Genomic DNA, 25,171 nt, shown 5'->3' with positions numbered 1-25,171 from the left:
CTTTGCTTCCCGGCCTTTCGCGCACTAATGTGCACACACTTATCACAGAACGTGCATTGGGGCGGCTTGGTGGACCGGTACGCGCGGTGGAATGCCCTGCTCGAGTTACTCGCCGAGAGCGGCCGGGTCAGCGTCGAGGACGCCGCCGAGCGCCTGGACGTCTCCCAGGCCACCATCAGACGCGACTTCGACCAGCTGGCCCAGCAGCAGATGATCACTCGGACCCGGGGCGGCGCGGTGGCCAACGGCGTCTCGTACGACCTGCCGCTGCGCTACAAGAGCGCCAAGCACTCCGCCGAGAAGCAGCGCATCGGCGAGGCCGCGGCCGGCCTGGTCACCCCCGGCACGGTGGTCGGCCTCAACGGCGGGACCACGGTCACCGAGGTGGCCCGCGCCCTGGCCGTCCGCCCCGATCTCAACGCCGGCGGCGAGGGCAGCCAGCTGACGGTGGTCACCAACGCCCTGAACATCGCGAACGAGCTGCTGGTCCGCTCGCGCATGAAGATCGTGGTGGCCGGCGGCGTGGTCCGGCCGCAGTCCTTCGAGGTGGTCGGCCCGCTCGGCGGCGCCCTCCTCAAGGAGGTGACCCTCGACATCGTGCTGCTGGGCGTCGACGCGGTGGACGTCGAGCTGGGCGCGGCCTCGCACCACGAGGGCGAGGCGGCGATGAACAGCCTGATGGTCGCCCGCGCGAAGCGGGTGGTGGTGATCGCCGATTCGTCCAAGCTGGGCGGGCACGCCTTCGCCCGGATCTGCCCGATCACCAAGATCGAGACGTTGGTGACCGACTCCGGCGCCCCGGCCGCCACGGTGGCCGCGTTCCGCGAGGCGGGCGTCCACGTGATCACGGCCTGATCGAGGAGTGACGCAATGTGGGCAATGGGTAATCAGGAAATAACGTAAGGTAACGTCGAGGTGCCGTGCGCGCGGGCGGCGGGGAGACCTATGCTGCTCGCGGCCCCACGCCCTCGCTTTTGGAGTGCCATGCAGCCCGCCGCCGCGGATCCCCCAGCCGACGAATCAACCGCCCAGCAGATCCCCACCCAGCGTGGCATCGAGGCCAAACCCGGGCTGACCGAGCGCGAGCTCGAGATCCTCGCCTTCGAAGCCCGCTGGTGGAAGCACGCCGGCGCCAAGGAGCAGGCCATCCGGGACACCTTCGGCCTCTCCTCGACCCGCTATTACCAGCTGCTCAACGGCCTGCTCGACAAGCCCGAGGCCACCGAGCACGACCCGGTTCTCGTCGGCCGCCTGCGGCGCCTCCGGGCCACGAGGGCACGCACGCGCCGTCGCTAACTCGCGCTTGGTTGGTGTTCGTGGGCGTACGCGGAAAGCCAGGCCACCTGGGCCGGGTCCAGCGACGCCCGCACCCGCTCGCGCGCGGTCGTCACGTTGGCCGCCGTGACGGTGGTCGCCTCCAGCGAGTCGCGCATCGCGGCCAGCGCCGACTCGCGGATCAGCGCCGCGCAGTCGGCCGCCGAGAAGCCGTCGAGGTCGGCCCCCAGCGCGTCCAGGTCGACCGACGCGTCCAGCGGCACCTGCTTCGACGAGGCCCGCAGGATCGCCGCCCGGGCCGCGCCGTCCGGCGGCGGCACGTAGACCAGCCGCTCCAGCCGCCCGGGCCGCAGCAGCGCCGGGTCGATCAGGTCGGGCCGGTTCGTCGCCCCGATCACCACCACGTTGCGCAGCTCCTCCACCCCGTCGAGCTCGGTGAGCAGCGCCGCCACCACCCGGTCGGCCGTGCCGCCGTCGGTGGCCTGCCCGCGGGTCGGCGCGAGCGCGTCCACCTCGTCCAGGAAGACCAGCGTCGGGGCGGCCTCGCGGGCCCGCCGGAACAGCTCGCGTACCGCCCGCTCGCTGTCGCCGACCCACTTGCTGAGCAGCTCGGCGCCCTTGACCGAGAGCACGTTGGCCTTGCCGGTGCCGGCGATCGCCTTGACCAGGTACGTCTTGCCGCAGCCGGGAGGGCCGTAGAGCAGCACGCCGCGCGGCGGGGAGACGCCCAGCCGGGCGAACGTGTCGGGGTAGGTGAGCGGCCACAGCACCGACTCGGTGAGCACCTGCTTGACGTCCGCCAGGTCGCCGACGTCGTCCAGGGTCACCGCGGCGACCTCGAGCATCGAGTCGGCCATCGAAGTCGGCCGGACCACGTCGAGCGCGGCCTCGAAATCGGCCATGGTCACCGTGGGCGACTCGGCTTCCTTCTGCCGTAGGGCCGCGCGAACCCCGGCCTCGCGGGCGAGCGCGCCGAGGTCGGCGGCGACAAATCCGGGTGTACGCCCGGCGACGTCGTCCAGCCGCACGTCCTCGGCCAGCGGCATGCCCCGGGTGAGCACCCCCAGCTGTTCCCGGCGCATGGCCGCGTCCGGCAGCGGCACCGCCAGCTGCACGGCGAGCAGGTCGGGCGCGCGCAGCGACGGGTCGACCGACTCGGGCCGGCTGGTCGTGCAGACCACCGCGACCCCGGCCCGCACGGTCTCTTCGAGCATCTGGTGGAACACGGTCGCCAGCGGCCCCGGCTCGTCGCGCGGGGCGAGCGCCTCCACATCCGAGAAGAGCAGCACCGACGGCGCCGAGCCGCGCGCCTCCTGGGCCAGTCTGCGCAGCTGCTGGGCGGCCGCGTCGTTGGTGAGCGCGGCCAGCGACGGCGCCCAGGCCGGCAGGACGTGGGCGCCGACCTGCGCGGCCACCGCCCGGACCAGGGCCGACTTGCCCGAGCCGGACGGGCCGGAGATCAGCACGCCGAGCGACACCTTGGTGCCGAGCCGGGCCAGCACCTCGCCGTGGTGGAAGCCGAGGTCGAGCAGCTCCTCCAGCTCCTTGGCCTGGGCGCGCAGGCCGGGCAGGTCGTCGAGGCTGGGCGGCGGCACCTCGGGGTCGGTGGTCGCCGGCGCGGTCGACCGTACGGCCGGGGTGGCCGCGGTGCCACCGGTGGTCTGGTAGCCGTCCGCCCAGCCGACCACCGTGTCCATGGTGACCAGCGCGGCGTCGGTGTCGTCGACCGCGGTCACGGTGAGCAGGGCGCTGGTCCAGCCGTAGCCGACCCGGTTGGCCAGGCTGCGCCGGGCGGCCTCGACCAGCGAGCGGTGCGCGGCGGCGGGCAGCACGTCCTGCGGCAGCAGCGAGACGTCGTCGCCGGCGCTGACCACCTTGCCGAGCAGGGCGAGCCGCAGCATCTCCGGGGAGACCACCGCGACGATCTCGGCGGGGCCGGTGAGCGTGACCCGGCGGGCCGCGACCACCGGCAGCGGCGCGATGGTGACCTGGCCGCCGTCGCGCATGCCGAGATTGCCGATGACCAGGTCGTCGGCGTAGAGCAGGGCGCGGCTGGCATCCGCCTCGGCGCGGGCGGCGACCCCGGCGGTGGTCCGGCTGCCGGCCAGGCGTACCGGATCGCCGGGGTTGATCGCGAGGGCGGCCATCACCTCGGGGTGGAGCCGGACGATGCCGCGGCGGGCGTCGAGGGCGGCCGGCCGCAAAGTTACGGTCAGCGTGAGTTCATCGGCCACCGCGGGATGCCTCCGTCTTCGTTTCCGGCCATTCCAGTGGTACACGCTATCGCCGTCATGCCCCTGAGATGACTCACAGCAGCGCCTCAGATCGGGCCGGATAGCTTTGGCTGCATGTCATTGCCGGGCCGCCTCCGTAAAGCGGTCACTCGTCGCCGTCTCCTCGCCGGCTCGGTGGTCCTCGTGCTCGTCGCCGGGCTGGTCGGCTGGGCGGTCTGGCCCGACACCCCCGGGTGGAAGGCGACCGACCAGCGGATCACCGTGCGCACCGGCCCGGCCGGCGATCAGCCGGTCGAGCTCGACACCCGCTTCTACCTGCCGCGCGACCGCAGCGGCCGGGTTCCCGCGGTGCTGCTCGCGCACGGCTTCGGCGGTACGAAGGATTCGGTCGCCTCCGACGCCGAGTCCCTCGCCGACCGGGGTTACGCGGTGCTCACCTGGACCGCCCAGGGCTTCGGCCGCAGCGGCGGCCAGATCCACCTGGACAGCCCCGACTACGAGGTGCGCGACGCCCAGCGCCTGCTCGACTGGCTGGCCGCCCGCCCCGAGGTGCGCCTCGACGCGCCCGGCGACCCGCGGGTCGGCGTGGTCGGCGGCTCGTACGGCGGCGGCCTGGCCCTGCTGCTCGCCGGGCAGGACCCGCGGGTCGACGCGATCGTCCCGTCGATCACCTGGAACGACTTCACCAACGTCTTCCTGCCGCAGTCCGCCGGCACCACGGCCACCGGCGTCTTCAAGAAGGGCTGGGCGGGCCTCTTCTTCGGCAACGGCGCGGCCACCGGCCAGTCCGCGCTGGGCTCGACCCTGGGCGCCGGTGGCGACGCGGGGGCCGGCGGCGGGGCCGGCGCGACCGACCCGGCCTGTGGGCGCTTCGCGGCCGACGTCTGCCAGGCATATCTTCAGCTGGCGACCACCGGTGTGCCGGATGCGGCGACCAGCGCGGTGCTGCGGAAATCGAGCCCGGCCACCGTGCTCGACAAGATCAAGGCGCCCACGCTGCTGATCCAGGGCGAGGTCGACACGCTGTTCCCGCTCTCCGAGGCGGATGCGAATGCCCGCGGGATCGCCGCCAACGGCACCCCGGTGCGGGTCGCCTGGTTCACCGGCGGCCACGACGGCGGCGCCGGTCCGAAGACCGATCAGGACAGGGTCAAATACCTCACCCTCCAGTGGCTCGACCACTACGTGAAGGGCGACGGCGCCGCCCCCGCGAACAGCTTCACCTACTCCCGGGTGGCCGGCTTCAGCGCGCTCGACCGGGGCCTGGTGACCAACGGCTACTCGACCGACGCATACCCCGGCCTGACCGGGACCGGTAGCACCCAGGTCGCCATCGCCGGCCCGGCGCAGCCGATCGCCAACCCGCCGAACGGCAATCCGGGCGCGCTCTCCTCGCTGCCCGGCTCCGGCGGCCGGCTCAGCGAACTGCTCGGCGGCGTCGCCGGCGACGTCCCGGGCCAGTTCGCGACCTTCGACTCGACCCCGGTGACCGGCGCGATCGAGGTGGCCGGCGCGCCCACCGTGCGGCTGCGGGCGGCCTCGCCGACCGGCGAGGCGACGCTCTTCGTCAAGCTCTACGACGTCGACCAGTCGGGCGCCGAGACGCTCAGCGCCGGCCTGGTCGCGCCGGTCCGGCTCACCGGCCTGCCGGCCGACATCGGCAAGGCGAGCGAGGTCACGGTCACCCTGCCGGCGATCGTCCGGCGGATTGACGCGGGCCACACCGTACGGGTCGTGGTCGCCGCCAGTGACCAGGCGTTCCTCACGCCCGCCCGGCCGGCCGTCTACACCGTGCAGGCCGGCTCGGCGATCACCCTGCCCACCGTGGTCGGCACCCCGATCGCCAACCCGCAGACGATCTGGCGCTACGTGCTGGCCGGCCTGGTGCTGGCGATCGTCCTCGGCCTGGCCGTGGTGCTGCTGGTCCGCCGGCGGCTGCGGCGGCGCCGGCACGACGAGGTGATCGAGGAGTACGCCGACACCCCGCTGGTCGTGCGCGACCTGCGGAAGGCGTACGGGGACGGCTTCGTCGCGGTCGAGGAGATCAGCTTCACGGTCGAGCGCGGCCAGGTGGTCGGCCTGCTCGGGCCGAACGGCGCCGGCAAGACCACCACGCTGCGGGTGCTGATGGGCCTGACCATGCCGAGCGGCGGCGACGCCCTGGTCTTCGGGCACAAGCTCGGCCCGGGCGCGCCGGTGCTGTCCCGGATCGGCGCGCTGGTCGAGGGCCCCGGCTTCCTCCCGCACCTGAGCGGGCTCGACAACCTGCGCTCGTACTGGCGGGCCACCGGCCGGCCGGAGGCGGACGCGCACTTCGAGGAGGCGCTGGAGATCGCCGGCCTCGGCGACTCGATCCACCGCAAGACCCGCAAGTACAGCCACGGCATGCGGCAGCGGCTCGCCATCGCCCAGGCCATGCTGGGCCTGCCCGAGTTGCTCGTGCTCGACGAGCCGACCGACGGTCTCGATCCGCCGCAGATCGCCGAGATGCGCCGGGTGCTGCGGCGGTACGCGACCGACGGCCGGGCGGTGCTGGTCTCCAGCCACCTGCTCGCCGAGGTGGAGCAGACCTGCACGCACGCCGTGGTGGTGAACAAGGGGCGGATTGTCGCGTCCGGCCCGGTCGACGAGATCGTCGGCGACTCGCCCTCGGTGCTGCTCGACGTCTCGGACGTGCCGGCCGCGTCGAAGGTGCTCGAGGGCCTGGGCGTGCGCTCGGTGACGCCCGACGGCCCGTCCGGCCTGATCGTGGACATGAACGGCACGCCGCGCGCGGAGGTGGTGGCCTCGCTGGTGCGGGCCGGCGTCGACGTCGACCGGGTGGTGCCGCGCCGGCGGCTGGAGGACGCGTTCCTGGCCCTGGTCGGCGACAACTCGCGGGGGAGTGGAGACAGATGAGCGCCGTCGAGGAAAGGCCTGCAGTCCGGTCAAGGGCGGCGGGCGGGGCGGTTGGCTGGAGGGCGGCCGCCACGCTGCCGGTGTGGGCCGAGGTGAAACGGCAGGCCACGCGTCGGCGTACGCAATTGGCCCTGGGTTTCATGGTTTTGTTGCCGGTCATCATCCTGATCGCCTTCGAGTTCGGCTCGAACAACAGCGACAACAACGACCAGAACGGGGGCGGCGCGTTCGGCAGCCTGGTCGACCTGGCCACCTCGGGCGGGCTGAACTTCGCCCTGTTCTGCCTCGCGGTCTCGGCCGGGTTCCTGCTGGTCGTGGTCGTGGCGCTGTTCTGCGGCGACCCGGTGGCCAGCGAGGCGAGCTGGGGCAGCCTGCGCTACCTGCTGGCGATCCCGGTGCCCCGGGTCCGGCTGCTCGCGGTCAAGCTGGTGGTGGCGCTCGCGTACTCGCTGCTCGCGCTCTTGATCTTGACGGCGACGGGCCTGCTGGTCGGCACCCTCCGGTACGGCTGGCATCCGCTCGGCAGCACCGTGGCCGCCGCGATCCCGCCGGGCCAGGGGGTGCTGCGGCTGCTCGCGGTGGTCGGCTATCTGGCGATCATCCTGATGGTGGTGGCCGGCCTGGCCTTCCTGCTCTCCACGCTGACCGACGCGGCACTGGGCGCGGTCGGCGGCGCCGTGCTGCTCTGGATCCTCTCCAGCATCCTCGACCAGATCACCGCGCTGGGCAGCATCCGGGTCGGCCTGCCCACCCACTACAGCGACGCCTGGCTCGGGTTGCTCTCCACCCCGCCGCAGGTGGATGACCTGGTCAAGGGCGCGATAGCCGCGGTCTGTTACGCCACGCTCTTCTGGTCGCTGGCGTTCTGGCGCTTCACCCGGAAGGACATAACCTCGTAGCTTCGCTCACACCTCGGGATGAGATGCGAACGATCAGCGGGGCAGGACGTAGTGTGTTGGAAACACAACTGAATACCTCATCCAGAGGGGCAGAGGGAACGGCCCGTTGAAGCCCCGGCAACCACCGCGAAGTCTCGATGAAGAGGCCGCGCGCGGCAGGTGCTAATTCCGTCCCCGTCCTGGCAGGCCGCCGGCGGGGAAAGATGAGAGGAAGGCCTCGATGACGTCTGCCGTCAGCACACCCTCGACCACCGACTCCCCGGCCCGTGGCCTCGTCTGCCGCGCGTGCGGCGCGGAATACCCGCTGATCGCCCAGCATGCCTGTTACGAATGTTTCGGCCCGCTCGAGGTGGCCTACGACCAGGCCGCCCTCGCGCGGGTGACCCGTGAGCAGATCGAAGCCGGGCCGAACAACATCTGGCGGTACGCGGGGCTGCTCCCGGCCGGACAGGACCCGGCCACCCGGGTCACCCTCGACCCCGGCCTGACCCCGCTGGTCAGCGCGCCCGCCCTGGCCGCCGCCGTGGGCCTGCGCGCGCCGCTGTGGGTCAAGGACGACTCGGCCAACCCCACCCACTCGTTCAAGGACCGGGTGGTCTCGGTCGCCCTCACCGCCGCCCGCGGCCTCGGCTTCACCCGCTTCGCCTGCGCCTCCACCGGCAACCTGGCCAACTCGGTCGCCGCCCACGCGGCCCGGGCCGGCGCGCCGAGCATCGTCTTCATCCCGTACGACTTGGAGCAGGGCAAGGTCGTCACCACCGCGGTCTACGGCGGCGACCTGGTCGCCATCGAGGGCTCCTACGACGACGTCAACCGGCTCTGCGGCGAACTGGTCGAGACCGACGAGTTCGAGGACACCGCGTTCGTCAACGTGAACGTGCGCCCGTTCTACGCCGAGGGCTCGAAGACGCTCGGCTACGAGGTCGCCGAGCAGCTCGGCTGGCGCATCCCGGCCCAAGTGGTCATCCCGATGGCCTCCGGCGAGCTGCTCACCAAGGTGGACAAGGCGTTCCAGGAGCTGGTCGAGATCGGCCTGGCCACCGCGCCGGAGGGCGGCTGGACCGTCTTCGGCGCCCAATCGGCCGGCTGCAACCCGATCGCCGTGGCGCTGCACAAGGGCACCGACGAGATCATCCCGGTGAAGCCGACCGGCATCGCCAAGTCGCTCAACATCGGCGACCCGGCCGCCGGGGCGTACGCGATCGAGTCGGTCCGGCGCACCGGCGGCTGGATGGATTACGCCGACGACGACGAGATCCGCGCCGGTATCCGGCTGCTCGCCGAGACCGCCGGCGTCTTCGCCGAGACCGCCGGCGGCACCACCGTCGCGGTGTTCAAGAAGCTGGTGGCGAGCGGAAAGCTCGACCCGGAGAAGGAGACGGTCGTCTTCAACACCGGCGAGGGCCTCAAGACGCTCGACGCGGTGTCCGGCCTGGTCGGGCCGACGCATCAGATCAAGCCGTCGCTGCGCGGGGCCCGCGAAGCCGGCCTGCTGGGATAACGGACGGTAACTGTACCTCTGCCTTAAGTTGAAGATTCCATCCTCGGAGGACTTGCGCCGGGATCTCGGTATCGGCAGGATGCTCTCTGCGGGAGGGCCGACGCCGTACGAGGCCCCTCACCTTTCGAGCTTGGCGACAATCTCTCGAGGTGCCCAACGACCCCAGTGCCGGAGGCGCTGTGCGTCAGCTCCTCCCGACCAAAAGCTCTAGCGCTCATGGTCGCCGCCTGCAACGGTGGCGGCCATGAGCCTTTTGGTGGGTCCTCTCGTCGCGCCGGCCGACGCGTACGAGATCTTCCGGGCCTGCGAGGTTCACGACAAGCCCGATATTCCGGTCATCTCCCGGGACAACTTCGTCGCCCGGCTCGTCCACCCGTGGCCCGGTTCCGATCATGAGCACTATCTGGCCTACGTGGACGGGGCGCCGGTCGGATATGTCGACATGGAAATCCCTAATCTCGACAATCTGGGCGACGTTCAGGTTCAGCTGTCGGTGCTGCCCGGGTACCGCCGCCGCGGGGTGGGCCGGGCGCTGATCGACATGGTCGTCGAGCGGGCCCGGGCGGCCGGCCGCAAGAGCGTGGTCGGCCGGGTGCTGTCCCGGCACCCGGACGGGTCGATGTTCGCCGCCGCGATGGCCGCCAAGCCCGGCCTCGAGGAGGTACGCAGCCGCCTCGACCTGCGCCGGGTAGACCAGACACGGCTCGATCGCCGGTATGCGGAGGCCTGGCGGCACGCCGCCGGGTATCGCCTGACCCACTGGACCGGGGTGCCGCCCGCGAAGATCATCCACGACGTCGCGTACCTGGACAGCCTGCTCGACGATCTTCCGCCGGCGCCGGCCCGGCCCGACGCCGAGAGGATCCGCGAGGGCGAGCTGCGCGCGGCCCGGCGCGGGCGGATCAGCTACCACGCCGGCGTGCTGTACGGCTCGCGGCTGGTCGCCTGGACGAAGATCGCCGGCGACGCGGTCGGCGAGGCGCACGCCTGGCAGAACATCACGATGGTCGAGCCCGCGCACCGCGGCCGCCGGCTCGGCACGCTCGTGAAGATCGCCAACCTCGGGCACGTCCGCTCGCTGCGCCCCGGCCTCGAACGGATCGACACCTGCAACGCCGCCTCCAACGAGCACATGCTGCGGATCAACCGGGCGATCGGCTTCCGGCCGATCGACTCGCTGACCTACTGGCAGATGACCCTCTAGCTAGATGGGCCGGCGCATGCGCAGCTCGGTCAGTGCGGGCAGCACCGGATGCGGCACCCGCTCGCCGGTGTCCTCGAAACCCAGCTTTTCGTACGCCCGGACCGCGCGCCGGTTGCCCTCCACCACCTCGAGCATGAGCCGCTCCCGCCCGCTCGCCCGGGACCATCCGGCCACCGCCTCGACCAGCTCGGCCAGCACCTTGCCGCCGCGGTGCTCGGGGGTCACGTAGACCGCGAAGACCACCGTCTCGCCGGGGGTCTCGGGCAGGACCGTGCCGCCGGCGTGCCCGATCAGCCGGGCCCGGCCGCCCGGGTCGGCGACGAACTGCGCCAGTCGCCCGCCGTGCGCCGCCTGGGCCAGCCGCTGCCGGAACGCCTCGTGCGGGCGGGCCGCCGCCTGGGCCAGCGTCTCCAGGAAGGCGATCGGATTGTCGGCCAGCATCTCCAGCCGCAGCGCGCGCATGCGGGCGGCGTCCTCGACGGTCACCCGGTGCACGCGCCAGCTGTTCACGCTGTTCTCACTACCCTGTGCCGCGCTGACCTGGCAACCCGGTTGCGCAAACCGGACGGGGTGGCCGAGCCGGCCCCGGTTGAGGCAAAGTGTGTCGATGGATTCGGGCGAGGGCCATATGCGCATGGTCCAGGGCCCGGTGGTGGAGGCCGCCGACCCCTGGGACCCGGAGTCCCGTACGGCCGAGCTCAACCGCCCCGGCGAGCCCGTCCCGCCCCTCGACGAGCCGGATACGGATGATCCGATCGTCCCGCCGCGCGACGCCGGCCTGCCCGGCTGGTTCGACCGCTGGCGCGGGGTGCTCCGCCGCTGCGCCCCCGGCCTGCTGCCGATCGGCCTGATCGCCGCGCTGCCGATGCACTTCTTCGTGGGCCGGGTGGATGACACCGTGGTGGCCGCCCCGGCCCTCTCCGACCTGCTGGGCGGCTTCGGCCTGCTGTTGCTCCCGCTGATGTGGCTGGCGTATTTCGCGGTCTCCGCCCTGCCGCTGGTGCTCGCGCTGGCCGGCACGGTCGCGGTGGCCGTTGCCGAGGCCGCGTCCGGCGCCCGGCCGGGCCCGCGCCGGGTGTGGCGGCTGGTGGCCAACCGGCTGCGCCCGCTCTGGCTCTGGTTCGCCGCGTTCAGCCTGCTGACCCAGGCGCTGCCGCTGCTGCTCACCGCCGACCGGCTGGGCGCGGCCGTGGCGGTGCCGCTCGCGATCGGGCTGGGCGCGCTCTCCACCGCCGTGCTCACCTTCATCGGCGTGCTGGGCTGCGTCGTGCTGATCGAGCGGGAGCACGGCCGCCGCCGGGCCCAGCACCTGTGCTCGCGGGCCCGGCTGGGCGGCCTGGCGGCGGCCGCGCTCGGGGTCACCGTGCTGCCCCGGCTGACCGACGCGGCCTGGGGCGGCCTCGCGGGCGGGATGGCCTCGACCGCGGTGGCCGTGGCGACCGTTCTGCTCTGGGCGATCGCCGCCCTGGTGACGTATGCGCAGGCTCGCCGGGCCGACAGCCGGGTGACCAGCGAGTCGCTGTTCGCCGAGCTATCCGCGCCCGAGCCGGAGTGACCGCGGGCCGCCTGCGCGCAAGGTGGCGTTTCCTTGCACTCGCCCCCCGGGAGTGCTAAACAGGTCATTGGCACTCGCGACCGCTGAGTGCCAAGCAGGTCGGGACGGTGGGGTTCCGGTCGCGGTGCCGCCATCGGCGCCGGGGCACGGGGCCGGTCGTCGCGGGCTATCCGGCTCGGCCTGAGGACGTCGCATCGCCAGGTGGCGACGTCCGCAGAGTTCCGCGCAGAGTTTCTTTCTGCATCGTGTCCAGGAGGACAACGCCGTATGGCCAAGATCATCGCATTCGACGAGGAAGCTCGTCGGGGCCTCGAGCGGGGTATGAACCAGCTCGCCGACGCCGTCAAGGTGACGCTCGGCCCCAAGGGCCGCAACGTCGTGCTGGAGAAGAAGTGGGGCGCCCCCACCATCACCAACGACGGCGTATCGATCGCCAAGGAGATCGAGCTCGAGGACTCCTACGAGAAGATCGGCGCCGAGCTGGTCAAGGAGGTCGCGAAGAAGACCGACGACGTCGCCGGTGACGGCACGACGACGGCGACCGTCCTGGCCCAGGCGCTGGTCCGGGAGGGCCTGCGCAACGTGGCCGCCGGCGCCAACCCGATGGCCCTGAAGCGGGGCATCGAGGCCGCCGTGGCGAGCGTCTCCGAGGGTCTCTCGCAGATCGCCAAGGACGTGGAGACCAAGGAGCAGATCGCCTCCACCGCCTCCATCTCCGCCGGTGACTCCACGGTCGGCGAGATCATCGCCGAGGCCATGGACAAGGTCGGCAAGGAAGGCGTCATCACCGTCGAGGAGAGCAACACCTTCGGCCTCGAGCTCGAGCTCACCGAGGGCATGCGCTTCGACAAGGGTTACATCTCGGCGTACTTCATGACCGACGCCGAGCGGATGGAGGCCGTCTTCGACGACCCGTACATCCTGATCGCGAACAGCAAGATCTCCGCCGTGAAGGACCTGCTCCCCGTGCTGGAGAAGGTCATGCAGGGCGGCAAGCCGCTGATCATCATCGCCGAGGACGTCGAGGGCGAGGCCCTGGCGACCCTGGTGGTCAACAAGGTGCGCGGCACCTTCAAGTCCGTCGCCGTCAAGGCCCCGGGCTTCGGTGACCGCCGCAAGGCCATGCTGGAGGACATCGCCATCCTGACCGGTGGCGCCGTCATCAGCGAGGAGGTCGGCCTCAAGCTCGACAACGCCGACCTCAGCCTGCTGGGCACCGCTCGCAAGGTCGTCATCACCAAGGACGAGACCACCATCGTCGACGGTGGCGGCAACGCCGAGCAGATCCAGGGCCGGGTCAACCAGATCCGCGCCGAGATCGAGAAGTCGGACTCCGACTACGACCGCGAGAAGCTGCAGGAGCGTCTGGCCAAGCTGGCCGGCGGTGTTGCGGTCATCAAGGTCGGCGCGGCCACCGAGGTCGAGCTCAAGGAGCGCAAGCACCGCATCGAGGACGCCGTTCGTAACGCGAAGGCGGCCGTCGAGGAGGGCATCGTGCCCGGTGGTGGCGTCGCCCTGGTGCAGGCCGGCAAGACCGCGTTCGAGAAGCTCGACCTGGTCGGCGACGAGGCGACCGGTGCGCAGATCGTGAAGCTCGCGCTCGACGCCCCGCTGCGTCAGATCGCCGTGAACGCCGGCCTCGAGGGCGGCGTCGTGGTGGAGAAGGTGCGCAACCTCGACGCGGGTCACGGCCTCAACGCCGCGACCGGCGAGTACGTCGACCTGCTGGCCGCGGGCATCATCGACCCGGCCAAGGTCACCCGCTCGGCGCTGCAGAACGCCGCGTCGATCGCCGCGCTGTTCCTCACCACCGAGGCCGTCGTGGCCGACAAGCCCGAGAAGACCCCGGCCCCGGCCGGCGCTCCGGGCGGCGGGGACATGGACTTCTGAGTCCAGCCCCTCAGCAACAACCGGAAGGCGGGTCGCTTCGGCGGCCCGCCTTTTGCGTGCCCGGGGCGCCGGCTCAGGACCGCCGCCGGCGACGTCGTGCCGGCGGCGTCGCGGTGGGGTTCCGGCTGGGTCCGGCGAGCCGCGTCCCGGCGGGGTCCCGGTGGCGTCCGCCGAGCCGCGTCCCGGCGGGGTCCCGGTGGCGTCCGCCGAGCCGCGTCCCGGCGGGGTCCCGGCGGCGTCCGCCGAGCCGCGTCCCGGCGGGGTCCCGGCGGCGTCCGCCGAGCCGCGTCCCGGCGGGCTCCCGGCGGCGTCCGCCGAGCCACAGTCCGGCGCCGGTGAGGATGGCCAGGAAGCTGGCCCGCGCTACGGCCAGCACGTTGTGGCCGGTGGTGGGCAGGGCGGCGACCGGCACTATGTGGATCCGCACGCTCGCGGTGGCCCGGCCGCCGTGGCGGTCGTCGACCGTGTAGCCGATGGCGTCGCTTTCCGCGGCATCGGTGCGCGCGGCATTGTTTCCCACGGCGTTGGTTCCCACGGCCTCGGTACCCGGCGCGTCGGTGCCCGGCGCGTCGGTGCTATGGGCGTCGGTGCCGGCGGCGTCGGCGCGGTAGGTGATGGTCGACGCGGTCATGACGGCCGTGCCGTGCCGTGGGGGGCGGATCGCGACCAGCCGGAGCGGGTCGCCGTCCGGGTCGTGGTCGTTGAGCAGCGGCCGGATCACCACGGTGTCGCCGGCGACGAGCGTCACGGAATCGTCGGCCGCTGTCGGGGGCCGATTGCGATGAGCCGGGGGCGCGCCCGCCGGGGGCTTGGGCGACGGCGAGAGGGACGGCGAGAGCGACGGTGACGGCGAGACCGATGAGGAGAGCGACGGGGACGGAGACGGCGATGGGGACGGCGTCGGGGAGGCCGGGACCACCACGCGGACGATCGCCAGAGCCACGTTGCCGTTGGCGTCGATCACCTCGTACGTGAAGCTGTCGGTCCCGGCGAAGCCCGGATCGGGGACGTAGGTGACCGTCCCGTCCGGGTTGAGCACCGCCGTGCCGTGCGCCGGGCGGCCGACCCGAAGCGGGACGACCGTACGCCCGTCCTGGCCGGTGAGTGGCAGCGAGATGTCGACGTTGCGGCCGTTCACCACGGTGACCAGCTTGTTCGGCACCGAGGGCGGCACCCCGACGAGGATCTCGACCGTGGCCGCGGTGCGGTGCCCGGCGTCGTCGGTCGCCGTGTACGTCAGTGTGGCCGGGCCGGCGAACCCGGCCGGCGGCGTGTAGATCACCGTGCTCGCCGTGAAGCCGGCCGTGCCGTGGTCGGGCGCGCCGACCGAGGTGACGGCCAGCGAGCCGGCCGGGTCGAGGTCGTTGGCCAGCACGTTGATCACGGCCGGGTGTTCGTAGGGGGTCGTGACCGAGTCGGGCACCGCCACCGGTATGCCGTCGGAGACCGTGATCGTGACCGTCCCGGTCGCCGTGCCGCCGTTGCCGTCGTCGATCTCGTACGGGAACGTGTCCGGCCCGACGTAACCGGCCGCCGGCGCATATTCGACCTTGCCGGCCGTGATCGAGGTGGTCCCGTGGCCGGCCGGCCCGGCCGAGTCCAGGGTGATCGTCTGGCCCGGGTTGGCGTCGCTGTCGTTGGCGAGCACGTCGACCAGCACGGTCCGGTCGGAGAGCAGCGCCGCCGTGTCCGGCCGGGCCACCGGCGCCGCGTCCGCGACCTGCACGGTGACCCAGGCGCTGTCGGTGTTGCCGACGTCGTCGACGATCGTGTACCCGAAGACGTCGGTCCCCATGAAGCCGGGATCGGGCCGGTACTCGACCGTCTGGTTCGGGTTGAGCCGGGTGGCGCCGTGCCCGGGCCGGCCGGCCGAGGTCACCGTGAGCGGCCCCGACTCCGGGTCGGTGTCGTTGGCCAGTACCGGGATGTCGACCGCGGTGTCGGCCGGCACCGCCACGGTGTCGTCGACCGCCGAGGGCACGCCGTTGATGGCGATCGTGACGTGCGCGGTGTCGGTCGCCCCGAGGTCGTCGCTGATCACGTAGTCGAAGCCGTCCGGGCCGGCCGTGAACGGGTTGGCCCGGTAGGTGAGCGCGCCACCGGCCAGCGTGAGCGTGCCCATGGCGGGCGTGGTGACCGAGTCGATCTTGATGGTCTGCCCGGTGTTCGGGTCGTGGTCGTTGGCCAGCACCGGGAGCGCGACCGGGACGCCGGGCCGGGCCGCGAAGTGGTCGTCGTGCGCGACCGGCGCGCCGTTGCGGACCGTGACCGTGACCATCGCCGTGTCGGTGAGGCCGGCCGGGTCCCGGATCGAGTAGACGAAGAAGTCGTCGCCCAGGTAGCCGCTGTCCGGGTCGTACGTGATCGTGCCGTCGTTGTTGGCGGTGACCGTCCCGTGCCCGCCCGTCGCGACCGCGGAGAGCGTCACGAGGTCGCCGTTGGGGTCGCCGTCGTTGGCCAGCACCGGCACGATGACCGCGGTGTTCGTGTCGGTGGTCGCCGCGTCGTCCCGGGCCACCGGCGCGGTGTTCACGACGGTCACCGTCACCGTGGCGCCGACCGGGGTGCCGTGCCCGTCGTCCAGCGTGTAGTGGAACGTGTCGTTGCCGAGGAAGTGCGCGGCCGGGACGTACGTGATCCGCCCGTCCCCGCCCACCGCCGCGCTGCCGTGCCCCGGCGGAACGTCGACCGCGACATCGAGGGTCTCGCCGTTCGGATCGTCGTCGTCGTTGGCCCGCTCATTGATCACCAGTGGGGTGCCGCCGATCCCGGTCACCCAGTCGTCCCGGGCCACCGCCAGCCCGTTGTCCACGGTCACCGCGACGGTCTCGGTGTCGCTGCCGCCGTTGCCGTCGTCGATCGTGTACGAGAACGAGTCCGCCCCCGAGTAGCCGACATCGGGCAGGTAGGTGAGCGTGCCGCCCGGGTCGCGGGTGACCACCCCGTGCGCGGCGGCGGTCGTGCCGGAGACGTGCAGCGTGTCGCCGTTCGGGTCGGTGGCCACGGCCAGCACGTCCAGGGTGAGCGCGGTGCGGTAGCCGGTGGTCTCGGTGAACGGCTGGGCGACCGGCGGCGCGTCCGCGACGGTCACCGTGACCTGGGCGGTGTCCGTGCCGCCGTGGCCGTCGCTGATCGTGTACGAGAAGGTGGCGTCGCCGGAGAAGCCCGCCGGTGCGGTGTAGGTGACCACCCCGCCGGCCAGCGCGCCCGGCGAGCCGACCGCGGTGACGGTCAGCGTGTCGTGGTTCGGGTCGGTGTCGTTGGCGGTCACCGGCACCGTCACGCCGGCCCGTGCGGCCGCGTACGACACGCTCAGCCCGTCGTTCGCCGCCGTGGGCGCCGCGTTCTCCACGTCCACCGACACCGTCGCCGTGTCGGTCAGGCTGCCGTCGCTCACCGTGTAGCCGAAGGTGGCCGTCCCGGCGAAACCCATGGTCGGGGTGAAGGTGACCCCGGTACCCGTGAAGGTCACCGTGCCGCCGCCCGCCGGCTGGGTGACCCCGACGACGGTGAGCGGGTCGTGGTTCGGGTCCACGTCGTTCTGCCGTACGTCGAGCGTGACCGCGGTGTTGGTCGGCGTATTGATCATGTCGTCCTGGGCGATCGGCGCCGCGTCCTGCGTGGTCACCCTGACCGTCGCGGTGTTCGAGCCACCGTTCGGATCGTCCAGCTCGTAGGTGAACGTGTCGGTGCCGGCCCAGTCCGGGTCGGGGGTGTAGGTCACGGTCTGGTCGGCGTCCACCACCGCGGCGCCGTGCGCCGGGCCGCCGGCCACCGAGACGACCAGGCTGCTCGCCGGGTCGTCCGGGTCCGAGTCGTTGGCGCGTACGTCGATGATGACCGGGGTGGCGAACGGGGTGCTCGCGCTGTCGTCGACGGCCTGCGGCGAACTGTTGACGGCGAGCGCGGCGGAGCCGGTGTCGTTCGCCGCGTTGGCGTCCGAGCCGGTGCCGGAGGCGGTGACCGACGCGACCGCGCTCGCCGCGGCGGTGTTGTCCACCGTCGCCGGCACGACGGCGCTCGCCGAGCTGCCAGCCACCAGCGGGCCGAGCGCGCAGGTGACGACCTGGCCGGCGACCGAGCAGTCGGGCGGCATCGTGTCGGCCGAGACGCCGGTGGGCAGGGTGAGCGTGGCGACGGCGGCCGGCTCGAGGTCGCCGCTCGCGTTGGTGACGGTGGCCGTGTAACTCACCGCCACCGGGGTGGCGGAGCGCGACACGAACGACGGGGCCACGGTCAGCCCGGCGGCCAGATCGTCATGCGGCTGCAGCACGGTGGTGGCGGACGTGCCGCCGGCCGCGGCGACGCTGACCCCGGTGGTGCGCCCGGTGTAGCCGACGTTCACCAGGTTGGTGATCGCGTACCCGACCGGAACGCCGGTCTGCACCACGACCCGCAGCGTCACCCAGGTGGTGCCCAGATAGGGGATCGAGCCCAGCGTCCAGCTCGCCGCGCCGGAGCCGTACGAGCCGGCGTCGCCGTCGCCCGCGTCGGTGACCGGCGTGCCCTGCACGGTCAGCGAGCCCGGCACGTAACTGGTCCAGGGCGGGATGGCGTCGTCCAGGCGTACGGCGTCGGCGGTGTCGCTGCCGTCGTTGCTCACGGCGATCTTGTATTCCAGGATGTCGCCCGGCAGCAGGTCGCCGCCGTTGAGATCGGTGCCGGTGAGGGTGGTGGTGATCTTGGGGGCGTAGAGGTCGATGGTGAAGGTGAGCACGCCCGGGTAGTACTGATCGCCGCTGGTGGTCAGGGTGAGCGTCGTCGAGGTGACGTTGTTACCGAACATCCCGGACGCGTCCACCTGGTCGACGTCGAAGCCGAGCAGGTTCGAGTAGCCCGGATTGCGCCCGCCTACCGCAGTGGCCGAGTCGCTCACCGTGCTGTTGAAAAAGTTGTTCGACGGGTTCTGGCCGTCGCTGAGCGGCTGGCCGTCGACCTCGAGGCTGTCGCCGGTCGTGCCGCGATCTCCCTCGTACGTGACCGCGCCGATCTTCGCGTGCACCGCGCCGGCGTGCGGGGTCTCGAAGCCGGTCACCGGGATGTTGGTGTTGCCGCCGGAGACCTGGCCGAAGCCGTCGTACACGCGCAGCGCCCGCATGTCGTCGGCCGAATTGTGGTAGGCGATCACCAGCGCCCAGCCCGCGTACGACCCGGCGGCCGTCGACGCCTGGATGTTCGCCACCCCGTACACCCCGTTGCCGACCGCCGCCACCTGCGCGGTCACGTCGGCGAAGCCCTGGTAGATGCTGCCGTTCGGAAAGAGCGTGCTCGCCGTGACCGGGGCGTAGGTGGCACCCCCGTCCGTGCTGAACTTCACCTGGTTGCGCAGTGCCGAGGCCGAGTCGGCGCCCCAGTACAGCCCGGCGAACAGCACCGTGCTGCCGACCGGCATGGTGATCGTCGCGGTGCTGTCGTTGAAGGTGGCCGGGTTGCCGTCCGCGTCGGTGTAGGCCATCGCGTACGTGTTGTTGTTGAGGTTGGCCCCGACGGCCGTGCCGTTCCGCGCCGAGGTGCAGTTGGCCAGCGCGGTCACGCAGGTCAGGTTCGAGTTGCCGCGTAGCAGGATCGCGCCGTTGGTGTTGGTCTGGAACCGGATGCCGAACGGCGTCGTGATGCTCGCCTCGGCGCGGCCGGCGACCAGAACCGTCCCGGTCAGCAGTACGGCAAGCACGACCGCCAGGGCCGCGACGGCCCGGCGGACCCCCACGACCCGAATCTATTTCACAAATGCGTGCGAAAAGGGAAGAACGAGCGCGGGGCCGACAGTGAGATTTTCATCCGCCGAGGTGACGCTCATGAGCGCTAACGTGGGACGGGTGCGCGAACCCTCCGTCTCCCGCTATTCCGCCGGCCGGCTCTCCCCGATCCGCCGGATAGCCGATCTCCGGCGCCTCCACGATGAGCAGTTCGACGTCCTGGTCGTCGGCGGCGGGGTCACCGGCGCCGGCGCGGCCGTCGACGCCGCCTCCCGCGGGCTCAAGGTCGCCCTGGTCGAGGCCCGTGACCTGGCCGCCGGCACGTCCAGCCGGTCCAGCAAGCTGATCCACGGCGGCCTGCGCTACCTCGAGCAGCTCGAGCTGCACCTGGTGCACGAGGCGCTGACCGAGCGTGGCCTGCTCTCCACCCGGCTCGCGCCGCACCTGGTGCGCCCGGTCCCGATCCTGGTGCCGCTGCCGGCCTCGAACCCGCCGGCCCGGGTCTGGCACCGCGCCTACTACGGGCTCGGCGTCGCGGCGTACGACGCGTTCGCCGGCGTCTTCGGCAAGGGCCGGGGCATGCCGCTGCACAAGCACCTCACCCGCGACGGCGCCCGGCACCTGTTCCCGAGCCTGCGGGCCGACGCGGTGACCGGCGCGATCCGCTACTACGACGGCCAGGTCGACGACGCCCGCCTGGTGGTGACCCTGGCGCGGACCGCGGCGAGCCTGGGCGCGGCCGTGGTGACCAGCGCCCGGGTGGTCGGCTTCGTGCGCGAGGCGCGCGAGGTGGTCGGCGTCCGGGTGCGCGACCTGGAGGCGCCCGACTCGCCGGAGTTCGAGGTCCGCGCCCGTACGGTGGTGGCCGCCACCGGCGTGTGGAGCGACGACATGTCGCAGATGCTCAGCGACGTCGGCGTCCGTCCCGGCATGCGGGTGCGCGCCTCCAAGGGGGTGCACCTGGTGGTGCCCCGCTCGGCGATCACCGGCGAGGCGGGACTGATCCTGCGTACGCCCACGTCGGTGTTGTTCGTCATCCCGTGGGGCGGCCATTGGATCATCGGGACCACCGACACCGACTGGAAGCTCGACCGCTCGCACCCGGCCGCCTCGGCCCGCGACATCCGCTACCTGCTCGACCAGGTCAACACCGTGCTCGATCGCCCGCTGACCACCGACGACATCGAGGGGGTGTACGCCGGACTGCGCCCACTGCTCTCCGGCGAGGCCGACTCGACGTCCAAGCTCTCCCGGGAGCACGCGGTGGTCGAGCCCATGCTCGGCCTGCTGCTGGTGGCCGGCGGCAAGTACACGACGTACCGGGTGATGGCGGCCGACGTGATCGATCACGCGGTACGCCGGCTCGGCGGCCCGGCCCGGCCCTCACGCACCGACGAGTTGCCGCTGCTCGGCGCGGACGGCTACGCGGCCGCCTGGCGCGACCGGCAGGACATGGCCCGGCGGCACGGCGTCAGCGCCGGGGTGGTCGAGCATCTCCTCGAGCGGTACGGGACGCTCGCCGTCCACCTGCTCGCGATGATCGCCGCCGAGCCGGGGCTGGCCACGCCGCTGACCGGCGCGCCGGAGTACCTGACCGTCGAGGTGGCGTACGCGGCGCTGGCCGAGGGCGCGCTGCACCTCGACGACGTGCTGACCCGCCGCACCAGGATCTCGATCGAGACGACCCACCGCGGCAGCGAGTCGGCCGCGCACGCCGCCGCGGTAATGGGCGACGCGCTCGGCTGGGACAAGGTCGTCCGCGACCGGGAGATCGAGCATTATCTGGCCCGGGTGGCCGCCGAGCGGCAGTCGCAGACGATGCCCGACGACCTGACCGCCGACGCGGCCCGGATAGGCGTGCCCGATGTCCGCGGTTTCGCGGCCGACCGGGCGATCGACCTGCTGGCCGACCTGCCGCTGCTGGGCGATCTTTGATCCTTGTCGACGAGCCGCTCTGGCCCGCCCGCGGACGGCTCTGGTCGCATCTGGTCAGCGATCTGTCGTACGCCGAGCTGCACGTGTTCGCGGAGATGCTGGGCGCCCCGCGGCGGGCCTTCGACCGGGATCACTACGACATCCCGGAGCAGCGGTTCCGCAGCGCGGTGTGGCTCGGCGCGACCCTGCTGCCGTCCCGGGAGCTGGCCTTCCGGCTGCGCGCGGCCGGGTTACGCCGGCCGAAGCACCTCCAGCTCCCGTGACAGGTTGGCGCGGGCCTTCTCCTCCCAGGCGGCGCGCAGCGAGTCGAGGCGGTAGATCGAGGGCAGCTCCAGCAGCGCCTTGAGCACCTGGGCCCGGCCGTCGCGGAAGGCGTCCTCGGGCACGTGTGCGTACTCCCGGCGGATCGCGGCGGTGTACGACGCGTACGCCTCCTCGTCGCCGGCCAGGACGGCCAGGTCGGCGTCGCAGAGCAACTCGCCGTCCGGGTCGTCCGCCTCGGTCGCGTGCCCGGCGGTCAGCCCGACCAGCCGCGCCACCTCGGCCGCCGTTCCGGCCGGCACCCCGAGCATGGCCAGCAGGCCCTCGGCGAACTCGGCGCTGTCCCGCTCGTTCGCGTCGCCGAGCGCCCGCGGGTCGTAGACGGCGTCGTGCAGCCACGCGGCCAGGCGGACCCGTTCCGGATGCGGAGCGAGTCGCGCATGGCTTTCCACCACATCCAGTACGGCGGACAGGTGCGCCACGGTGTGGTAGTGGCGCTGCGGCTCCGACCAGCGGGCGAGCAGGTACTCACCGGCGGCCGCGAGGTCGGCGTCGTCCGCGGTCGCACCGGCCTGCCGGGCCGCCGCGCGGAACCCGTCCACGAGAGAAGTCACGCCCGCCATCCTGTCAGTAGGGTCGTGACCATGACGTCCGCCCCGGCCCGGCTGCTCGCCCGGTCCCGCGCCGGGTTCGCCGCCGGCCTGCACCGGGTGCGCGGCGGCCTGGCGCTCGCCGTCCAGTCCGGCGTGGCCGCCGGGATCTCGTGGTTCCTGGCGCACGACGTGATCGGCCGGCCGGCGCCGTTCTTCGCCCCGATCGCCGCGGTGATCACCCTGGCCTCCTCGGTCGGCCAGCGCGCCCGCCGTACGGTCGAGCTGGTCATCGGCGTGGCGATCGGGATCGGCATCGGGGACGCGCTGATCCTGCTGGTCGGCACCGGCCCGTGGCAGATCGGCCTGGTCGTGCTGCTCGCGATCCTGGTCGCCACCGCGGTCGGCGGCGGCACCCCGCTGGTGATGCAGGCCGCCTCCTCGGCCGTGCTGGTCGCCACCCTCACCTCGGCCACCGGCCTGCCCTGGACCAGGTTCTTCGACGCGCTGGTCGGCGGCGGGGTCGGGCTGGTCGTGATGACCGTCCTGCTGCCGCTCAACCCGCTGACCGTGGTGCAACGGGCGGCCGACCCGGCGCTGCGCGCGCTCGCCGACGGGCTGCACGACGTCGCGACCGCCCTGCGCGCCGCCGACCGGGATGAGATCGAGGCGACGCTGCTGCGGCTGCGGGCGGCCGAGACGTCGTTCGCCGCCTTCTCCGCGGCGGTCACCGCGGCCCGGGAGAACGTCGCCTTCGCCCCGGCCCGCTGGCACACCCGCGGCCCGCTGGCCCAGTACGTGCTGGGCGCCCCGCAGGTCACCTACGCGCTGCGCAACACCCGGGTGCTGATCCGCCGGGTGGGCACCGGGCTGGGCGACCAGGAGAAGATGCCCGAGGTGTTGGCCACCTCGATCGGGCTGCTCGGGGACGCGGTCGACCTGCTGCGGCAGGAGTGGGCGAGGGCGGCCGAGCCGATCGCCGCCCGGCAGCGGGCGCTGAGCGCGGTCAGCGAGGCCGCCAAGGCGTACGACGACGGCCTGGGCTTCTCCGGCGGGGTGGTGGTGGCGCAGATCCGCTCGGCGGCCACCGACCTGCTGCGGGCGAGCGGCGTCGACTTCGCCGAGGCCCCGCGCCTGGTCCGCCGGGCGGCCGGCTGGCACGACCGCCCGCGCGTCTCCCGGCGGGGGCGCCGGGGCCACCCGCCGGGCGGCCCGCACCCGGCCGGGTGACTACGCTGGCGGTCATGGCCGACGTTTCGCCGGGCGGGCCGCCCGACCCGAGCGCTCCGCCGGCGGCCGGCTCGCCGGGCGGGCCGCCCGACCCGAGCGCTCCGCCGGCGGCCGGCTCGCCGGGCGGGCCGCCCGACCAGAGCGCTCCGCCGGCGGCCGGCTCGTTCCCGCCGCCCGGCCCCGACCTGCTGCCGGTGGGCACCCCCGCGCTCTATCCCGGCGCGCCGGCGGCCATCGACTGGTCGCCCGAGCCGCGGCAGCCCGCGTGGCGGCGCTACGCCCCGATGGTCGGCGTCATCGGCGTGCTGCTGGTCGCCGCGATCAGCCTGCTGCTCTACCTCGGCCACAACATCGGCATCACCGGCCTGGTGGTCGGCCTGATCGCCGCCTTCATCCCGGTCCCGCTGCTGGTGTCGAGCTTTCTCTGGCTCGACCGCTACGAGCCCGAGCCGGTGCGCTACCTGGCCTTCTGTTTCACCTGGGGCGCCGCGATCGCCACCTCGGTGGCGCTGTTCGTCAACACGATGACCGAGAAGCTCTTCACGCACTGGGGGTGGCCCGACGCGCTGGTCGCGGTGCTGGTGGCGCCCTTCATCGAGGAGTCGATGAAGGCGGCCGGCCCGATCCTGCTGTCCTGGCGGCGGCGCAGCGAGTGGTCCGGCATCACCGACGGCATCGTCTACTGCGGCATGTCCGCGCTCGGCTTCGCCATGGTGGAAAACATCCTCTACCTGGGCAAGCACGGCTACGCGGCGGGCGCCGAGGAGTACGGCCCGGCGACCGGCCTGCAAAACCTCTTCCTGATCTTCATCGTGCGCATCCTGTTCACCGGCTTCGCGCACCCGCTCTTCACCTCGATGACCGGCATCGGCCTCGGCGTCTCGGTCCGCTCGGCCGACCGGCGGGTCCGCTGGCTCGCCCCGATCGCCGGCCTGCTGCTCGCGATGATCCTGCACGGGACGTTCAACCTGCTGCCCACGCTCGCCGCGAGCCTGAACAAGCCGATCATCATGCTGTACGGCTATCTGGGCTTCATGGTGCCGTTCTTCTTTGCGGTGGTCGGCTTCGCGATCGCGCTCCGGGCGTGGGAGGGCCGGCTCACCGAGCGGGTGCTGCCCCTCTACGTGCGCTCGGGATGGTTCTCCCCACCCGAGGTGGCCAGCCTGGGCAGCCTCGGCCGGCGGCACTCGGCCCGGCAGTGGGCGCGGCGGGTGGCCGGGCCGCTCGGGCAGAAGGCGATGCGCGACTTCCAGTTCGCGGCGACCCGGTTGGCGCTGCTGCGCGACGGCATGCAGCGTGGCCTGCGCAGCACGCCGAAAGACCAGCTCAAGACCAGTACGGAGGAGCAGCGGCTGCTCCAGGACGTGCAGTCTTACCGGCAGGCGTTCACGGCCAAGGATCCGACCACCCCGCAGGCCTTCTGGGACGGCCTGAATTACCACGTGATCTTCCCGGACGGCGTGCCCCGGACGATCTCCCCGCCGGCCGACCCGGTCGTTCCGGTGCCGATCCGGCTGCCGGTGTATGCCGCGCCCGGCCCAACATATCCGACATATCCGGGGTCGCCCTACGGTGCGCCGGGGTACAGCGGCTCGCCGGGCTACTCGCCGCCGCAGCCGGGCTATCCGCAGCCGGGTTACCAGCAGCCGGGCTATCCGCAGCCGGGTTACCAGCAGCCGAGTTACCAGCAGCCGGGCTACCAACAGCCCAACTACCCGCCGCAGCAATCGGGCTATGCCCAGCAGCCATATCCGATATATCCGACAAATCGGCCGAGCGGCTCGGGCGGGCCGACCTACTACCCGACCCCGTCGCCGTTCGCTCAACCGCAGCAGCAGCAGCAGCCGCCGCCGCCGGTGACCGGGCAGCCGCATGCGTGGCCGACGCCGAGCGCTCCGCCGGCGCCGCCGGCCCAGACGGATCCCTGGCAGTCCCCGTACCCACCGCCGTCGGAAAGCCCGACCACGACGCCGCCGGACCCGAACCGCCCGGGGTGACCCACC

At 72.6% G+C, this 25,171-nt stretch carries 16 protein-coding genes and 1 riboswitch; of the genes, 12 read left to right on the top strand and 4 right to left on the bottom strand.

What is annotated here, in order from left to right:
• Positions 1 to 69 precede the first annotated feature (69 nt).
• Positions 70 to 855 (top strand): DeoR/GlpR family DNA-binding transcription regulator, encoded by a 786-nt coding sequence (locus IH26_RS0138145; RefSeq protein WP_030441155.1) that lies wholly within the window; start codon positions 70 to 72, stop codon positions 853 to 855.
• Positions 856 to 984: 129 nt separating this feature from the next.
• Complete coding sequence (locus tag IH26_RS0138140; RefSeq protein ID WP_030441154.1) at positions 985 to 1,296, top strand: DUF3263 domain-containing protein; 312 nt, start codon at positions 985 to 987, stop codon at positions 1,294 to 1,296.
• Here the strand turns inward: IH26_RS0138140 and IH26_RS0138135 are convergent.
• The gene (locus tag IH26_RS0138135; protein ID WP_030441153.1) at positions 1,293 to 3,509 is read right to left on the bottom strand and encodes an AAA family ATPase; all 2,217 of its coding nucleotides are present in this window, start codon (positions 3,507 to 3,509) and stop codon (positions 1,293 to 1,295) included. The two genes, IH26_RS0138140 and IH26_RS0138135, sit on opposite strands and share 4 nt — an antisense overlap.
• 114 nt (positions 3,510 to 3,623) lie before the next feature.
• Here IH26_RS0138135 and IH26_RS0138130 point away from each other — a divergent pair, with 114 nt between their 5' ends.
• From IH26_RS0138130 to IH26_RS0138115, 4 genes are all read left to right on the top strand, one after another.
• Entirely contained in the window at positions 3,624 to 6,407 is a 2,784-nt protein-coding gene (locus tag IH26_RS0138130) for an alpha/beta fold hydrolase (RefSeq protein ID WP_030441152.1), read from the top strand.
• On the top strand, positions 6,404 to 7,306 hold the full coding sequence (locus IH26_RS0138125; RefSeq protein WP_051809249.1) for an ABC transporter permease: 903 nt from the start codon (positions 6,404 to 6,406) through the stop codon (positions 7,304 to 7,306). Before IH26_RS0138130 ends, IH26_RS0138125 begins: the two co-directional genes overlap by 4 nt.
• Before the next feature lie 74 nt (positions 7,307 to 7,380).
• Positions 7,381 to 7,516, top strand: a riboswitch (SAM riboswitch).
• 10 nt (positions 7,517 to 7,526) lie between these two features.
• The gene (thrC, locus tag IH26_RS0138120) at positions 7,527 to 8,807 is read left to right on the top strand and encodes a threonine synthase (RefSeq protein WP_030441150.1); all 1,281 of its coding nucleotides are present in this window, start codon (positions 7,527 to 7,529) and stop codon (positions 8,805 to 8,807) included.
• Between the two features lie 244 nt (positions 8,808 to 9,051).
• Positions 9,052 to 10,011, top strand: a complete 960-nt coding sequence (locus IH26_RS0138115; RefSeq protein WP_030441149.1) for a GNAT family N-acetyltransferase — start codon at positions 9,052 to 9,054, stop codon at positions 10,009 to 10,011.
• Here IH26_RS0138115 and IH26_RS0138110 read toward each other — a convergent pair whose 3' ends face one another.
• Positions 10,012 to 10,473 carry a GNAT family N-acetyltransferase gene (locus IH26_RS0138110; protein WP_084599439.1) on the bottom strand — a complete coding sequence of 154 codons (462 nt, stop codon included), beginning with the start codon at positions 10,471 to 10,473 and terminating at the stop codon, positions 10,012 to 10,014.
• Between the two features lie 145 nt (positions 10,474 to 10,618).
• Between IH26_RS0138110 and IH26_RS0138105 the strand changes: the two genes are divergently transcribed.
• Positions 10,619 to 11,566, top strand: a complete 948-nt coding sequence (locus tag IH26_RS0138105; RefSeq protein WP_157437581.1) for a hypothetical protein — start codon at positions 10,619 to 10,621, stop codon at positions 11,564 to 11,566.
• Positions 11,567 to 11,833: 267 nt separating this feature from the next.
• A complete protein-coding gene (groL, locus tag IH26_RS0138100) occupies positions 11,834 to 13,456 on the top strand; it encodes a chaperonin GroEL (protein WP_030441146.1) in 1,623 nt (540 codons plus the stop codon).
• A gap of 73 nt (positions 13,457 to 13,529) precedes the next feature.
• Here the strand turns inward: groL and IH26_RS0138095 are convergent, their stop codons facing one another.
• Entirely contained in the window at positions 13,530 to 19,163 is a 5,634-nt protein-coding gene (locus IH26_RS0138095; RefSeq protein ID WP_169789876.1) for an Ig-like domain-containing protein, read from the bottom strand.
• An 88-nt stretch (positions 19,164 to 19,251) separates the two neighbouring features.
• Between IH26_RS0138095 and IH26_RS0138090 the strand changes: the two genes are divergently transcribed.
• Positions 19,252 to 21,087 (top strand): glycerol-3-phosphate dehydrogenase/oxidase, encoded by a 1,836-nt coding sequence (locus IH26_RS0138090; RefSeq protein ID WP_245665865.1) that lies wholly within the window; start codon positions 19,252 to 19,254, stop codon positions 21,085 to 21,087.
• A complete protein-coding gene (locus IH26_RS0138085) occupies positions 21,084 to 21,350 on the top strand; it encodes a DUF4031 domain-containing protein (protein ID WP_030441143.1) in 267 nt (88 codons plus the stop codon). Before IH26_RS0138090 ends, IH26_RS0138085 begins: the two co-directional genes overlap by 4 nt.
• Here IH26_RS0138085 and IH26_RS0138080 read toward each other — a convergent pair.
• On the bottom strand, positions 21,318 to 21,971 hold the full coding sequence (locus IH26_RS0138080) for an HD domain-containing protein (RefSeq protein ID WP_030441142.1): 654 nt from the start codon (positions 21,969 to 21,971) through the stop codon (positions 21,318 to 21,320). The two genes, IH26_RS0138085 and IH26_RS0138080, sit on opposite strands and share 33 nt — an antisense overlap.
• Positions 21,972 to 21,992: 21 nt before the next feature.
• Between IH26_RS0138080 and IH26_RS0138075 the strand changes: the two genes are divergently transcribed.
• Complete coding sequence (locus tag IH26_RS0138075; protein ID WP_034216796.1) at positions 21,993 to 23,168, top strand: FUSC family protein; 1,176 nt, start codon at positions 21,993 to 21,995, stop codon at positions 23,166 to 23,168.
• Between the two features lie 14 nt (positions 23,169 to 23,182).
• Entirely contained in the window at positions 23,183 to 25,165 is a 1,983-nt protein-coding gene (locus IH26_RS54470; protein ID WP_030441140.1) for a PrsW family intramembrane metalloprotease, read from the top strand.
• The last annotated feature ends 6 nt before the right edge of the window (positions 25,166 to 25,171 follow it).

Source organism: Actinoplanes subtropicus (assembly GCF_000721705.1).
Lineage (GTDB): Bacteria > Actinomycetota > Actinomycetes > Mycobacteriales > Micromonosporaceae > Actinoplanes > Actinoplanes subtropicus.
This window is presented reverse-complemented; position numbering and strand designations above follow the sequence as displayed.